Here is a 12,890-nt window from a genome sequence, read left to right as displayed (position 1 = left end):
GCGATCCGGAACTCCACCGACCCAGATCGCCACACCGAACACCGGTACCGACCCCGAACCGACCCGGCGCGGCAGCGACCCGCGCGGAAGCGAGCACCCCATGTCAGCGACCCCCGCCCCCCGCATCGCGGTCTACACCGACACCGATGACACCGATGTGGCCGCGGGCGTGCGGCTGCTCGAAGACGCCGGGTTCACCGTGCGCCTCCTGGAGACCCGCGACCCCGCCGAGATCATCGCGGGCGCCAGTGACGCCGAGGTGCTGCTGCCCGGCTACGCGTCGATCACTCGCGAGATCATCGTGGCGTTGCCGAATCTGAAGGTCATCGCGCTCATGTCAATGGGTTTCGACTACGTCGACATCGATGCGGCCACGGAGCGCGGCGTCTGGGTGACGAACGTGCCCGGTGCCGCCACCGAGGAGGTCGCGACGCACGCGCTGGCGATCCTGCTCCACGCGACCCGGCAGCTGCCGTTCTATCTTGCGTCGGCCACCCCGGCAGACTGGAACTCACGGGCCGAGGTCGCCCCGCCGCGCCTCAGCGAGACGACCCTCGGTATCGTCGGCCTCGGCAAGATCGGGCGCGAGCTCGCGCGGCTCGCGGGGCCGCTCTTCGGCCGCGTGCTCGGGTACGACCCGCTGCTGCCCGATACGCCTGAGATCCGCGCCGACCTCGACGCGCTCGGCGTGACTCGTACCGACCTCGAAACCGTGCGCCGCGAATCGCACGCGCTGTCGCTGCACTTGCCGCTCACCCCCGAGACCGAGCGCATGGTCGATGCCGCGTTCCTCGCCGACATGCCCCGCGGGTCGGTGCTCGTCAACGTGTCGCGCGGCGCCCTGATCGACGAACCCGCGCTGGCCGCTGCCCTCGACGCCGGGCAGCTGTCGGCCGCCGCGCTCGACGTGCTCGCTGAAGAGCCGCCCGCTCCCGGCCACCCACTCGTCGGTCGTGATGACGTCGTACTCACGCCGCACATCGCCTACTTCTCGGCCCGCACGGAAACCGAGTACGTGCGCATCCAGGCCCAGAACGCCGCGACCTACGCCGAGACGGGTGCGCCCGACTCACCGGTCAACCGGCTGTCCTGAGCTACGCGCAGCGATGCGGCGCCCGCTTCACTGCCGCACCCACTGCTTGCCGCCCCATTCCGCTTGTCGACCACCCCGCGCCCGATCGGTGACGGGGCGGCTCGACCGACCCCATACAACTCGAAAGGACCCGTCATCGTGACCGAACTCACCGCCGAGGCGAAGCGCACCGCGCAGACCTGGATCGACGACCACCTGCAGCAGCTCACCGAGTGGCACACGCACATCTGGGAGCTCGCAGAGCCGGCCTGGCGCGAGTACCGCTCGCAGCAGTGGTACGTGGAGCGCCTCCGCGCCGAAGGATTCGATGTCGAAGACGGCTCGGCGGGCATGCCGACCGCATTCAGCGCGCGCTGGTCGAACGGTGACGGACCCACGCTGCTCACCTACGCCGAGTACGACGCCGTGCCCGGCAACAGCCAGGCCGCGACCACTGCCGAGGCCCCGCGTGAGGGGCTCTCGCGCTTCGCCCCGGGGCACACCGACCCGCACTCGGTGCTCGGCATCTCGACGCTCGCAGGCGTGCTCGCCACGAAGCACGCGATGGAGCAGCACGGCATCACCGGCACCCTCCACTACACCGGAGAGCCCGCCGAGAAGATGCACGGCTCGAAGGTCGTGCACGGCCTGCGCGGCTACTACGACGACGCCGACGCCATCGTGTCGTTCCATCCCTTCTACATGCTGCCGCTCTGCAACACCGCGCGCTGGGATACCCAGTGCGGTGCGTACTACAGCAAGGTCTACTCGTTCGTCTGCGATCACCCCGAGCAGTGGCAGCTCTCGAGCGCCGACCCGAACTCCCCGATCCCGGCCTCGCACTCGGCCGCCCGCGCGCCCGGCGCCAACCTGTCGCTCGTGCAGATGTATTCGGCGTCGCGCAGCATGCTCGACGCAATGCTGCCCGCGGCGGGCGGGTGGAGCTTCTCTGACGCGATCCTGAGCGACGGCCAAGCGACCGCCGACAACCTGCCGCAGCGCGTCGCTCGCATCCAGTTCTCGTGGCGTACTCCCGACATCGAAATGGCCGAGCACATCCTCGCCGTGCTCGACCGCAACGCGGCCGCGGCGGCGACGATGGGCCACTGCGAACTCGAAGAGCGGTGGATCGCCCGCAGCCGACCCGGCCGCACCAACCACGCGATGGCGACCGTGCTGTTCGACAACTTGTCAGAGGTCGGAGCACCCTCCTACGGGCCCGAAGCGATCGCAGTGGCGCAGGAGGTGCAGCGCTCGCTCGGGCTGACGCCGAGTGAGCGGCCGTTCCTCGCCGAGACCGAGCAACTCATCACCCCGCAGGAGGCCGAGCGCGGGCTGCGCGAGCACATGCCCGCCTGGCAGCGCAACTGGACCAGCGACGACTACGTCGAGATGAGCCACTACGCCCCGCTCGTGCGCTTCTACGTGTCGCGGCCCGCGCTGCAGCCTGTGCCCGGCGCAGGCCCGTACCCGTCGTGGGTGATGAACGCGCTCGGCGGCATTCCCGAGACGATCGCCCCGACCATTCTGACCGCGGGCAAGACGGTCGCAGGCACGTTCCTCGACCTGCTGACGAAGCATTCGGTGTTGGAGGAGGCGCAGCGCGAGTTTGCCGAGCGCACCGCGGCCGAGCCGGTGCCCGCGCTGCTGCCCGCCGACTTCGAGCCGCCGATCGACCTCCCCTGGCCCGACTACCGCGCCGACCTCGCCGGCACGCACGAGCACCGCCACTGGTAGGTCTGAGCGGCTGGCTGCCGGCTGGCCGGGCGGCTCGTCGTGCGGCTGGCTTGGCGGTTTGCTCGGCGGCTTGTGCCAGATAGACTCACCGAACCCCTCCGAAGTTGCCGAGCCCCTCCTTTCTGCGCGTGCAGATTGGAGGGGCTCGGCAATTTGAGAGGGGTTCGACGTTTGACTCGCGGGCTCTACGCGCCCGACGCGTCTGGGCTATGGCCGGGCACGTCACCCCCGTGCCCATGCGTGTGCCCGCCGCCGCCATGGCCGTGGTCGCAAGTGCAGCCCGCTCCGCCCGCGGCGCCACCGGCGCAGCACGCGCCACCGCCCTTGGGCTGCGAGCGTGGGGCGTTGAGCGACGGGTTGCGGTCGAAGAACCCGAACGGCTTGAGCGTGAAGGCGACCTTGTCGACCGGCATGATCGGCCAGTCTTCGGCGCGCGTGATGTGGTGGATGCCGAAGACGTACCAGAGCACCACGTCCGTGTCGACGAGGTTCTCGTCGTCGGCGATCCAGACGCTCATGCCGTTGCCCTGGTCGTTCGCCGACTGTGTGGGGTAGTCGCCGGCCGGCCACATCTCGGTGTCGTGGTGCTGCGTCACCCAGAGCGTGTTGCCGATGACGGGGTTGCGGCGCAGAATCGGCGACGACTCGTCGAACATGGCCGGGAACGATCCGGTGGGTACGAGCTTGTACGCGGTCGGCGCGCCCCACGCGTTGAGCCGGTTGGGGTTCTGCACCTTCCACGCGCGCTGCCGATCCCAGCTGTACAGGCGCCCGGCGTCCTTCTCCGACGCGATCACGGTGCCCCGCGTGTTCAGGTCGAGCCCGAACGGGTTCGCGTCGCTGATGGGCGCGGGGAGCGAATCGGATTCGACGACGGTGTTGCGGTCGCCGTCGACATCGAGGTCGAGTCGGGCCACCAGGAAGTGCTGGTGGTGGGGTGCGTAGGTGCGCTGGTCGATGACGGTGCCGGTGGCGTGCGTCGCGGCGTGATCCTCCATTGGAGTCGACACCATGATGCCGGTCGCCCGAATCTCGCACTCGATGTTGCCGTCGGGGTAGAAGCGCCAGTAGACGAGGTACTCGTAGTTCGCGACGGTGGCGTGCACCGAGACGACGAAACGGCGCATGCGGCGCACTTCGGTGCCGGCATCGGGGTCTACGTGCTTCCAGAGCACCGCGTCATCTTCTTCGTGCAGGCAGATGACGTTCTTCGTGACGACCGGATCACCCGCGGTGTTCGGCAGCACCCCGTCGAGGTAGGTGATCTCGCCGAGGCAATCGCAGCCGAGTTCGAGCGAGGTGCACATGTAGCCGAGGCCCCACTCGCCGATGTCGAACGCGGTGCGGCGGTAGTGGTCGAAGCTCGAGTCGCGGTACGGGACGATCATCTCGGCCAGCGACATGCGGTACGCGACGTCGCGGTACTCGTCGCCGTCTTTGAACTTCACCTGGTAGATGACCGGGCCCTCACGGTAGTTGAAGCCGAGCCGAAATTCCCAGTCTTGCCAGCGCAGTCGCGACCCGTCAAGACCGAATGACACCCCGTCGGGCTGCACGATGTCGAGGGCTTTCAGGTCTTGTCGCTCGGGCTCGCCGCGCAACTCGGGCACGTACTCGGCGTCGACCTCGGGGAACCCGCGGTCGTGCCCGTCGTCGATCTGCAGCACCTCCATGGTGTTGACGTCGACGATGATCTTGAGCCCGCTCACCGGGTGCGCGTAGGGGTTGCCCTGCGGCGTCGCGCGCTTCCAGATGTCGACCCAGCCGAGGCGCCGGTCGCGCCACTGCGGAGGCATGACGGCGTTGCCGTACGTCCAGAGGTCGAACAGCACGAGGGCAGGATCGATGCCGCGCGCCTCGAGCACCGCGCGCACCTCGGCATTGTCGCGCAGAGCGACATCGCAGTCGTGGTATTCGTCGACGGTGAAGTTTGGAGTGACGCCGGGTCGGTGCTCCCAGGACTCGACGGTGGAATCAGAGAGGTTGACGATCGCTTCGTAGACCTCGTTGTTCGACTTGTTCCAGACGACGGAGAGGGAGCGGCGTTCGATCGGGTCGCCCTCGACCCACGCCAGCACCTGCGCCTTCGGCGGCTCGTGCAAGATGATTGAGGCGTAACGCCACCCGCCATCGATCTGGTGCTCGGTGGTGAGCAGCGCCGAGGTCGCGGCGATTTCATCGGCGGACAGGGAGTCGAGTGGGTGGGAAGCCATGGTGCTCCGATCTTTCGCGATCTCGGGGGTGCGACGTCGCGGTCGCATCGCTCTCAGGGTGCCACGGACCACAGACATTTGGGAAGATCCGAACGGGGGAGTGACCCCCGTCGCGTCGCCCGTGTTTCCGCGGATGTCGGGCGCTCGATGCATGAAATTCGCATCCCTGTTGCCAGTGCGACACGCCAGAGATCCCGCTTTTGCTGGCTCGATTTGCACCGGCATGAAAAGTCCCCGTAAGATTACATCTCGGTAGCAAGCGAGAAATTGCTTCGGCCCCATCGTTTAGCGGCCTAGGACACCGCCCTTTCACGGCGGCAGCACGGGTTCGAATCCCGTTGGGGTCACGCTTCACCAAACACAATTGAATAGCAATGCATTATGGCCCTGTGGCGCAGTTGGTTAGCGCGCCGCCCTGTCACGGCGGAGGTCGCGGGTTCAAGTCCCGTCAGGGTCGCCAAGGTGAGAAGCCCTTCTTCGGAAGGGCTTCTTCATCTCCCGGCGATCGCCATAAGGTGAATGCCTGGCTCTGTAGCTCAGTTGGTAGAGCGTTCGACTGAAAATCGAAAGGTCACCGGATCGATGCCGGTCGGAGCCACTGTGGGAGTATTACGCCCACTCCGAACCCTCGCAAGGCTTCTACTTGCGGGGGTTCTTTTTTGTCTGATTGAGGTTCGCCCGAAGTGCCACAGCTCGCCCGTTAGGCTCGAGAGTGATGTCTCTTGAACTCCCGCTCAGCACCGATCGACTCGTGCTCCGTGCGTATCGCACTGAAGATACTGGCGCTTTCCACGCGATCTATTCGCGGCCGGACGTCGCAAGGTACCTTCTTGATGATCCGTGGACTCCTGAGGTCGCTCAGGCGAAGATTGCTGAGCGGATCCTGCGCACTGGTCTCGACAGCGACGCCCACATGCTCGGTCTGGTCATTGAGCTCGACGGAACCGCGATCGGCGACGTCATGATCTGGCTCACCGACATCGAGCGCGGTGTGGCCGAGATTGGCTGGGCGCTTGACCCGGCGTTCGGTGGTAAAGGGTACGCGCGTGAAGCTGCGGCAGCGCTGCTCGACGTGGCATTCGAGGCGTACGAGCTGCACCGAGTCGCGGCCCAGCTGGATCCGCGCAATGTTGCCTCAGCGAAACTCGCAGAGAGTCTCGGTATGCACCGAGAAGCCCATCTGCGCCAGAACTGGTGGAGCAAGGGTGAGTGGACAGACACTGTGGTCTACGGGATGCTCGCGAGCGATCGAACGAGCTCATCAGAAGTTCGCGATTCATTGCGCTTCGACTGACCGATCTCGGTGGTGCAGTCGACGAAACCGGTGTCGCTCGATCGCTCGATGACGACGGTAGCGTCGACCGACACACGGCACGACACGGTGCGATCGTCGGTCGCCGAAGCGGGGAGCCGCACGATCAGCTGAACGCGACCGACATCGGAGCGGCGCTCCTCGGTGAAGACGCGCTCGGCTGTCTCGGTGACGTCGTCTTCGCCGACGATGTATCGCACGCTCACTGATTCGGCGGAGGCAGTTTGCGCCTCGAGCATGAGGTCGCGCTGCACGGATGAGGAATCTGCGGGGCCGCCGAACGCCCAGACCAGAAGCCAGACGGCGGCGATCATTGCAGCGGCTGCAAAGGCCCAGTCTCGTGGCCTGCGCACGAAGGGAACGGGGAAGGACTGCGACTGCGGCGCCATGGCCTTGCCCTCGAATGAATGAAACGCGACATCTCCAGCATTCCTGGTGCGCCGGGGAGTGAGCAACCCCACTGGTGAACCGGCCGGAGAGAGGTGCACATGGCTTCGACCGCATCAGCGCAACCCCGAGCGGCAGCGGCATCCCGAACCCTACGATTGACGCATGACGGCTCTGATCTGGTTCCGAGATGATTTGCGCCTCGCCGACCACGCGGCGCTCAGCGCGCTCGCCGATGACCCGGACGGCGTGGTCGCACTGTTCGTGCTCGACGAGGAATCGGCCGAGACGCGAGCCCTCGGCGGCGCGACGAAGTGGTGGCTGCACCATTCGCTGACCCGGCTGCAGGCGTCCCTCCAGCAGCACGGTGTGCCGCTGGTATTGCGGCGGGGCCGCGCTGAGGAGATCGTGCCGGCCGTGGTGCGTGAAGCGGGGGCGGATCGCGTGGCCTGGAATCGCCGCTACGGGTCCGAGCGGCACATCGATGCCCGTATCAAGGCGCAGCTGCGCGCGGACGGCGTCGACGCGCACTCGCAACCGGGCGGGCTGCTCTTCGAGCCGTGGACGATCGAGACCCAGACCGGCGGGCATTACCGCGTGTACTCACCGTTCTGGCGGGCATGCCTGAGCATGCCGGCGCCGCCCCCGCCGCTGCCGCGCCCGCGTGCGCTGAGCGGCATCGCCCAGCCCCCGGCATCGGACGCACTCGACGACTGGGAACTGCTGCCGACGGCTCCCGATTGGTCTGGCGGGATCGCCGAGACGTGGACCCCGGGCGAGCGTGCGGCATCGCTGCGCCTCACCAAGTTTTTGGACGGCCCCACGAGCGAGTATGCGACGCAGCGCGACTTCCCGTCCGAAGACGTCACCTCGGGGCTCTCGCCGTACCTCCGGTGGGGCGAGATCAGCCCGCGCACCATCTGGCACCGGGCGCTCGAGTCGGGCAAAGACGTTGGCACGTTTCTGTCAGAGCTCGGTTGGCGGGAGTTCGCCTGGCACACGACGTTTCACAACCCGCCGCTGCACCTGCACGGCCTGAACGCGCAGTTCGACGACTTCCCGTGGAAAGAGCCTGACCCCGAGCAGCTGCGGGCCTGGCAGCAGGGCCAGACCGGCTACGGTCTCGTCGACGCGGGCATGCGCGAGCTGTGGCGCACCGGATACATGCACAACCGGGTGCGCATGGTGACGGCGTCGTTTCTCACCAAGAACCTGCTCACTGACTGGCGGATCGGCGAGGCGTGGTTCTGGGACACCCTCGTCGACGCCGATGAAGCCAGCAACCCGTTCAACTGGCAGTGGGTTGCGGGGTGCGGAGCCGACGCGGCCCCCTACTTCCGCATCTTCAACCCGACGACGCAGCAGAAGAAGTTCGACCCCGATGGGCACTACGTGAATCTCTGGGCGTCAGACAGCGTGATGTACCCCGAGATCGTCGACCTCCGCGCGACGCGCGCACGGGCGCTCGCCGCCTACGATCAGGTGCGTCACGGCGGGTGATTATTTGCTCGGGTTCGAGAACGCCACTCCGAAGCAGATGCCCAGTGAGAGCCCCATGGTGATCCAGAGCCCGATGTTGTCGGTGAGCGCGCCGATGACGACGCCCGCCAGCGCGCCGAACACGAGCCCGTAGGCGAGCCGGCGGTTCGGGCGTGCACCGGGGTCGTCGTCAGACGGCTCGCGCTGCTCCGGCGGCGTCGGTCGTTGCGTGCTCATAGGGCGAACCTACGTGCCCGGATGCCTGCGCACATCCCCCTTGCGGGGGAGAATGAAGGGAGGCGAGGGCCAACGCGTCGCAACCGCGGCACCACATGCGAAGGAGTGCACCATGTCACCGAAGGAACCGGCAATGTCGCCTTCCGATGCTCCCGTCGACGAGGTGCTTGCGAAAGCGAGCGGCCCGCGGCGCGCGGAGGTCGACGAACTCCTGGAGCTGCATCGTGCCGTGAGCGGAGAGCCGCCCGTGGTGTGGGCCGGCCGCATCATCGGATTCGGTGAGGTCGGGTACACCTATGACACGGGCCACTCCGGTCGCATGCCCGTGATCGCGTTCGCGCCCGGAGCATCGAAGCACACCATCTACCTCACCTCGGGGTTTGCTGAGTGCTGGCCCGACCTGCTCGAACGCCTCGGCCCCCATCGCGCGAGCGTGGCGTGCTTGTATCTGACACGGCTCGCGCCGGTCAACCGCGCTGTACTCCGGGAACTGCTCGAGCGCACCCGCGATGCTGCGCTCGGGTCAGCGCAGTAATCGACCGCACGCACCCTGAGAGCGCGGGGAAACTTACCTGAGGGTCTGCCTGGCAGGCCTCAGAATGCAGCTCGCTGCATGATGCAGGCGCTACGGTAGGACCAGCGATCGGCGTATGCCTTTGGCTTACCCAGAGTCGTTCGCAGATCGGCTCGGAACGGAACCGGTGCTGATCATGACAACTCCAATCGCCCGTACCCTGAATGGCCTCGGCCCGTTGCGACCGACGCGATCGGGTACCGCCGACTTCCCGCCGATCGCCAAGGCTTACACGAGCGTGTCGCAGGTGGTGCGCGAGTCGGGGCTGTTGCGGCGAGCGCCCTGGTTCTACTCGCTGGTCGGCTCGGCGATCGTGCTCGCCTTCGGTGGAGCGGTCACCGGCTTCATTCTGCTCGGCGACAGCTGGTTCCAGCTGCTCATCGCCGGTGCGCTTGGCATCATCTTCACGCAGACGGCGTTTCTCGCTCACGAGGCGGCCCACCGCCAGATCCTCTCGACTGGACCGGCGAATGATCGTCTCGCACGTTGGTTGTCGGGCGCCATCGGCATGAGCTATTCGTGGTGGGATTCGAAGCACACACGCCACCACGCGAACCCCAACAAGGTCGGCAAAGACCCCGACATCGAGGTCGACACCATCTCGTTCATCGAGGAGGATGCGGTGGAGGCTCGCGGCCTGCGTCGCGCCATTACCAAACGGCAGGGGTGGTTCTTCTTCCCGCTGCTGACGCTCGAGGGCGCCAACCTGCACTTCCACAGTTTCAAATACCTCTTCGGCCGAGGCCAGATCTCGGGGCGGTGGACTGAGTTGTCGATCATCGCCGCGCGTTTCGCGCTGATTTTGGTGCCGGTGTTCCTGCTGCTGCCGGTCGGCATGGCGTTCGCGTTCATCGGGGTGCAGCTGGCCGTCTTCGGCGTCTACATGGGCGCCTCCTTTGCTCCGAACCACAAGGGCATGCCCGTCATCGCGCATGATGCGAAGCTCGACTTCTTCTCGAAGCAGGTGCGCACGTCACGTAACATTCGCGGTGGCTGGTGGGCGACGTGGCTCATGGGCGGGCTGAACTACCAGGTCGAGCACCACCTGTTCCCGAGCATGGCCCGGCCGCATCTTGTTCGTGCTCGCGCGATCGTGCGCGAGCACTGCCGCACGCTCGAAGTTCCGTACACGGAGACCTCGCTGTGGCGTTCGTACGCGATTGTTATCGACTACTTGAACCGGGTCGGCCTTGCCGCCCGCGACCCCTTCGACTGCCCGATCACGGCGCAGTACCGTCGCGCGTAACCCCGCGCGGCCGCCGGTCAGTCGGCGCCAGGTGACGAGGAGCGAGCGGCCTACTCGGCGTCGTACTCGGTTTCGCGCCGCGTACGCCGCGGGGTCGTGGTCGCTTTCACGAACAGGCGAACGAGGGCGCGCTTCTTCACGAAGTACGCGTGCCGACTGAGCTCACCACTCGCATATTGTTCGTCGAGCTCCCGGAGCGTCTCCTCCGCAGTTGCCGCGTCGAACCGCGAGCTGCCGTTCGCGAGCGTGTGTTCTTCTCGGATGCCCAAATCGATGCTCCTCTCGTGCGACCGATGCTACGCGCCGCCGCCGACAACGGGATCAATGAGCGTGCCGGGTTGACCTTGCACCGTAGTGCAGGGATAACACTTGCGGCATGTCACTCACTTCCGCACTCCGAATCGTTCGCGCTTCCGCTCTCTACGACCTCATTGTCACCGTAGGCTTCGCCTTCCCGTTCTCAGCTCCGCTGATCTTCGCCGGGGTCGCCGCACTGCAAACATCGCTCGGCGTGAGCGGGTCTCTGCCAGACGCCGGGGATGCCTCCACCGTGATGTTTGCGAATCTCATGGGCGGTCTTGTCACTGTCTGGGCGCTCTTCCGCATTGTGCGGCCATCGCTGCTCGCGGGGGCCGCAGACACTCTGGGTCGAGCATTCTTCAGCATGGGCATGATTGCCGCACTGATCGCCGGCGCATCGCCGGTGATCTGGATCATGCTTGTGCTCGAACTGGCATGGGGTGCCGTGCAGGGGAGCGCAGTCGTCGCGGCCTGGCACCGATCACGCGTGGCCACGGCGTAGAGTCCCAGACATGCAGATCACTGAGCTGGCGCGCCGCGCGGGTGTCAAGGTGTCCACGATCCGGTTCTACGAGCGCAGCGGTGTGCTCGCTGAGCCGAAGCGCACGAGCAACGGGTATCGCGCCTACGACGGCGATGATGCGGTGTTCGTGCGCTTTCTGCGGCGCGGGCAAGAGCTCGGCTTCACGCTGGCAGAACTCTCGGCCTTCGTCGAATTGTCGGCACGCGCACGATCGGGAATGGCGTCCGCCGACGAAGTCGCTCAGGCGGCGGTGAGCAAGGTCGCCGAGATCGAAGACCGCATCGCAGCTCTTGAGCGCACGCGCGCTGCGATCACCGGCATGATTGACGCGCAGTGCGTGGATGCTGACGCGCCGTGCCCGATCGTGCAGGCGCTCGGCGCGGAGTCCGCACCGGCACCGCGTCGCGCCGGCTAGCTGTACTGACCTCGACCGTTGTTGACGCGATCGATCGGAGATTGGCCCCCGATACCGAGATGGGGCCTGTCCAGGTTGTAATAATCGAGCCAGGCAGTCAACCCTGCCCGGCGATCCTCGTTCGACGCCCACGGCCGCGCGTACGCCCACTCCGTCGCGAGTGTGCGATTCAAGCGTTCGACTTTCCCATTCGTCCACGGGCAATGCGGACGAATGAACCGTTGCGCGATGTTGTGAGCGTCAAGAACACCACGAAACACTGCGGAGTGCCGGTATGCGAAAGCGTTATCGCTGATGACACGCTCGACCCGCACCCCAAGCAACGCATAGAACGCGATCGCACGCTCCAAGACCCCAGCCGCGGTAACACCTTTCTCATCATCGTGGATCTCGGCGTACGCGACACGCGAATGATCATCGATCACGGTATGGACATAGTCGTACCCGTGTCCCCGTTTCCGGTTCGGTCGTTCGCGACGACCGTGTAGCCGCCAACCGCCACCGTCGGGGATGCGGCCGAGTTTCTTGACATCGATATGGATCAACGAGCCTGGATGATCGTGCTCGTATCGGTTCGCGGATCGTCGTTCTGCGCGGATCCGAGTTCCCGTGACGGGATCGATATCGCGCAGCAATGGTTCCCGGTGGCGGCGCAGCACCCGTCCGACCGTCGAGGCGTGCATGCCGAGCTTGCCCGCAATGAAGACCGGGCCGCGGCGGGTCAACTCACGCATGATCCGCACACGAGTCTCCGCGCACGCATTGGTGCGGTTGGGATGCGTGTGCGCGACGCTGGATCGATCTTTCAAGCCCACGATCCCCAACTCACGGAATCGGCGCCACCACCGCCACGCAGTCGTGCGAGAGACCCCCATCTCAGCGGCGACATGCGCGACCGCACGCCCGGACTGGATGCGCTGAATCATGATCAAACGGCCCGCGGGAGCCAGTCGGGCGTTAGCGTGGGACATGAGAAGCCTCCGTGGTTCGAGATGTAGAACTAGACAGCTCCAACTCGACACCGGGGGCTTCTCTTATGTCAACAACGATCCGGGTCAGTACAGCTAGCACGTTCGCGCATCGAGCGTCACCCCGTGGCGCCGCCGCATCGCAGCACCTAGCGTGGATATCCCATTGGGAAGGAGCACGTCATGACCGAATCACACACCCACCCCCACCCCGCCAATGAGCACGAAGCGTCGAATGGCGGCGGTACCGTCCACGATTTCGGCTCGGGTGATACGCTCGACCACCCGGTGCTCGACGGTTCGACCGAAGACTACGGCTCGGAGGGGCAAGAGAAGAATCCCCGCTACGGGCAAGAGAATCCCGAACTGATTCGGCACCCCGAGACCGGCGAAGAGACCCCGACGCCCGACGAGAGCGCTTAACCGG

At 66.2% G+C, this 12,890-nt stretch carries 14 protein-coding genes and 3 tRNA genes; 12 read left to right on the top strand and 5 right to left on the bottom strand.

From position 1 onward, the window contains the following. The first annotated feature begins 100 nt into the window (after positions 1 to 100). Positions 101 to 1,093, top strand: coding sequence for a C-terminal binding protein (locus ACZF5Y_RS11995; protein WP_497532863.1), 993 nt, complete (start codon positions 101 to 103; stop codon positions 1,091 to 1,093). Positions 1,094 to 1,231: 138 nt separating this feature from the next. Then, positions 1,232 to 2,809: a zinc-binding metallopeptidase family protein gene (locus tag ACZF5Y_RS11990; protein WP_497532862.1), complete on the top strand. Its 1,578-nt coding sequence runs from the start codon at positions 1,232 to 1,234 to the stop codon at positions 2,807 to 2,809. Between the two features lie 185 nt (positions 2,810 to 2,994). Here ACZF5Y_RS11990 and ACZF5Y_RS11985 read toward each other — a convergent pair whose 3' ends face one another. Beyond that, positions 2,995 to 5,070, bottom strand: a complete 2,076-nt coding sequence (locus ACZF5Y_RS11985) for a primary-amine oxidase (protein ID WP_497532861.1) — start codon at positions 5,068 to 5,070, stop codon at positions 2,995 to 2,997. A gap of 226 nt (positions 5,071 to 5,296) precedes the next feature. Here ACZF5Y_RS11985 and ACZF5Y_RS11980 point away from each other — a divergent pair. The 4 genes from ACZF5Y_RS11980 to ACZF5Y_RS11965 all read left to right on the top strand — a co-directional run bounded on the left by ACZF5Y_RS11980 (position 5,297) and on the right by ACZF5Y_RS11965 (position 6,316). Then, a tRNA-Glu gene (locus ACZF5Y_RS11980) sits at positions 5,297 to 5,369 on the top strand. Between the two features lie 36 nt (positions 5,370 to 5,405). Beyond that, positions 5,406 to 5,482, top strand: a tRNA-Asp gene (locus tag ACZF5Y_RS11975). Between the two features lie 65 nt (positions 5,483 to 5,547). Continuing rightward, positions 5,548 to 5,620: transfer RNA gene (locus tag ACZF5Y_RS11970), tRNA-Phe, on the top strand. A gap of 117 nt (positions 5,621 to 5,737) precedes the next feature. After that, positions 5,738 to 6,316, top strand: coding sequence for a GNAT family N-acetyltransferase (locus ACZF5Y_RS11965; protein ID WP_497532860.1), 579 nt, complete (start codon positions 5,738 to 5,740; stop codon positions 6,314 to 6,316). Here the strand turns inward: ACZF5Y_RS11965 and ACZF5Y_RS11960 are convergent. Then, positions 6,250 to 6,723, bottom strand: coding sequence for a hypothetical protein (locus ACZF5Y_RS11960; protein WP_497532859.1), 474 nt, complete (start codon positions 6,721 to 6,723; stop codon positions 6,250 to 6,252). The two genes, ACZF5Y_RS11965 and ACZF5Y_RS11960, sit on opposite strands and share 67 nt — an antisense overlap. Before the next feature lie 163 nt (positions 6,724 to 6,886). Here ACZF5Y_RS11960 and ACZF5Y_RS11955 point away from each other — a divergent pair, with 163 nt between their 5' ends. Beyond that, positions 6,887 to 8,221 carry a cryptochrome/photolyase family protein gene (locus ACZF5Y_RS11955; RefSeq protein ID WP_497532858.1) on the top strand — a complete coding sequence of 445 codons (1,335 nt, stop codon included), beginning with the start codon at positions 6,887 to 6,889 and terminating at the stop codon, positions 8,219 to 8,221. Here the strand turns inward: ACZF5Y_RS11955 and ACZF5Y_RS11950 are convergent, their stop codons facing one another. Next, on the bottom strand, positions 8,222 to 8,437 hold the full coding sequence (locus ACZF5Y_RS11950) for a glycine zipper domain-containing protein (RefSeq protein ID WP_497532857.1): 216 nt from the start codon (positions 8,435 to 8,437) through the stop codon (positions 8,222 to 8,224). It abuts the gene before it with no gap. 112 nt (positions 8,438 to 8,549) lie between these two features. On the opposite strand from ACZF5Y_RS11950, the gene ACZF5Y_RS11945 reads away from it, so the two are divergent. Beyond that, positions 8,550 to 8,972, top strand: a complete 423-nt coding sequence (locus ACZF5Y_RS11945; protein WP_497532856.1) for a DUF1801 domain-containing protein — start codon at positions 8,550 to 8,552, stop codon at positions 8,970 to 8,972. Between the two features lie 175 nt (positions 8,973 to 9,147). Further along, positions 9,148 to 10,257 (top strand): fatty acid desaturase family protein, encoded by a 1,110-nt coding sequence (locus ACZF5Y_RS11940; RefSeq protein WP_497532855.1) that lies wholly within the window; start codon positions 9,148 to 9,150, stop codon positions 10,255 to 10,257. Positions 10,258 to 10,307: 50 nt separating this feature from the next. On the opposite strand, the gene ACZF5Y_RS11935 is transcribed toward ACZF5Y_RS11940, so the two are convergent. Beyond that, the gene (locus ACZF5Y_RS11935) at positions 10,308 to 10,526 is read right to left on the bottom strand and encodes a hypothetical protein (protein ID WP_497532854.1); all 219 of its coding nucleotides are present in this window, start codon (positions 10,524 to 10,526) and stop codon (positions 10,308 to 10,310) included. A 107-nt stretch (positions 10,527 to 10,633) separates the two neighbouring features. On the opposite strand from ACZF5Y_RS11935, the gene ACZF5Y_RS11930 reads away from it, so the two are divergent. After that, a complete protein-coding gene (locus ACZF5Y_RS11930) occupies positions 10,634 to 11,059 on the top strand; it encodes a hypothetical protein (RefSeq protein WP_497532853.1) in 426 nt (141 codons plus the stop codon). 10 nt (positions 11,060 to 11,069) lie between these two features. Beyond that, a complete protein-coding gene (locus ACZF5Y_RS11925) occupies positions 11,070 to 11,495 on the top strand; it encodes a MerR family transcriptional regulator (protein ID WP_497532852.1) in 426 nt (141 codons plus the stop codon). Here ACZF5Y_RS11925 and ACZF5Y_RS11920 read toward each other — a convergent pair. Further along, positions 11,492 to 12,466, bottom strand: a complete 975-nt coding sequence (locus tag ACZF5Y_RS11920) for an IS481 family transposase (RefSeq protein ID WP_497532199.1) — start codon at positions 12,464 to 12,466, stop codon at positions 11,492 to 11,494. The two genes, ACZF5Y_RS11925 and ACZF5Y_RS11920, sit on opposite strands and share 4 nt — an antisense overlap. Positions 12,467 to 12,646: 180 nt before the next feature. On the opposite strand from ACZF5Y_RS11920, the gene ACZF5Y_RS11915 reads away from it, so the two are divergent. Then, positions 12,647 to 12,886, top strand: a complete 240-nt coding sequence (locus tag ACZF5Y_RS11915; RefSeq protein WP_497532851.1) for a hypothetical protein — start codon at positions 12,647 to 12,649, stop codon at positions 12,884 to 12,886. Positions 12,887 to 12,890: the final 4 nt, after the last annotated feature.

Source organism: Leucobacter sp. WKLB1 (assembly GCF_059696215.1).
The sequence above is the reverse complement of the archived record's forward strand: the minus strand, read 5'-3'. Positions and strand labels throughout refer to the sequence as shown.

Bases quoted from the DNA above. Each gene is read 5' to 3' on its own strand.
- ACZF5Y_RS11995 (WP_497532863.1), top strand. From the start codon at position 101: ATGTCAGCGACCCCCGCCCCCCGCATCGCGGTCTACACCGACACCGAT.
- ACZF5Y_RS11985 (WP_497532861.1), bottom strand. From the start codon at position 5,070: ATGCGACCGCGACGTCGCACCCCCGAGATCGCGAAAGATCGGAGCACC.
- ACZF5Y_RS11965 (WP_497532860.1), top strand. From the start codon at position 5,738: ATGTCTCTTGAACTCCCGCTCAGCACCGATCGACTCGTGCTCCGTGCG.
- ACZF5Y_RS11960 (WP_497532859.1), bottom strand. From the start codon at position 6,723: ATGGCGCCGCAGTCGCAGTCCTTCCCCGTTCCCTTCGTGCGCAGGCCA.
- ACZF5Y_RS11955 (WP_497532858.1), top strand. From the start codon at position 6,887: ATGACGGCTCTGATCTGGTTCCGAGATGATTTGCGCCTCGCCGACCAC.
- ACZF5Y_RS11950 (WP_497532857.1), bottom strand. From the start codon at position 8,437: ATGAGCACGCAACGACCGACGCCGCCGGAGCAGCGCGAGCCGTCTGAC.
- ACZF5Y_RS11945 (WP_497532856.1), top strand. From the start codon at position 8,550: ATGTCACCGAAGGAACCGGCAATGTCGCCTTCCGATGCTCCCGTCGAC.
- ACZF5Y_RS11940 (WP_497532855.1), top strand. From the start codon at position 9,148: ATGACAACTCCAATCGCCCGTACCCTGAATGGCCTCGGCCCGTTGCGA.
- ACZF5Y_RS11930 (WP_497532853.1), top strand. From the start codon at position 10,634: ATGTCACTCACTTCCGCACTCCGAATCGTTCGCGCTTCCGCTCTCTAC.
- ACZF5Y_RS11925 (WP_497532852.1), top strand. From the start codon at position 11,070: ATGCAGATCACTGAGCTGGCGCGCCGCGCGGGTGTCAAGGTGTCCACG.
- ACZF5Y_RS11920 (WP_497532199.1), bottom strand. From the start codon at position 12,466: ATGTCCCACGCTAACGCCCGACTGGCTCCCGCGGGCCGTTTGATCATG.
- ACZF5Y_RS11915 (WP_497532851.1), top strand. From the start codon at position 12,647: ATGACCGAATCACACACCCACCCCCACCCCGCCAATGAGCACGAAGCG.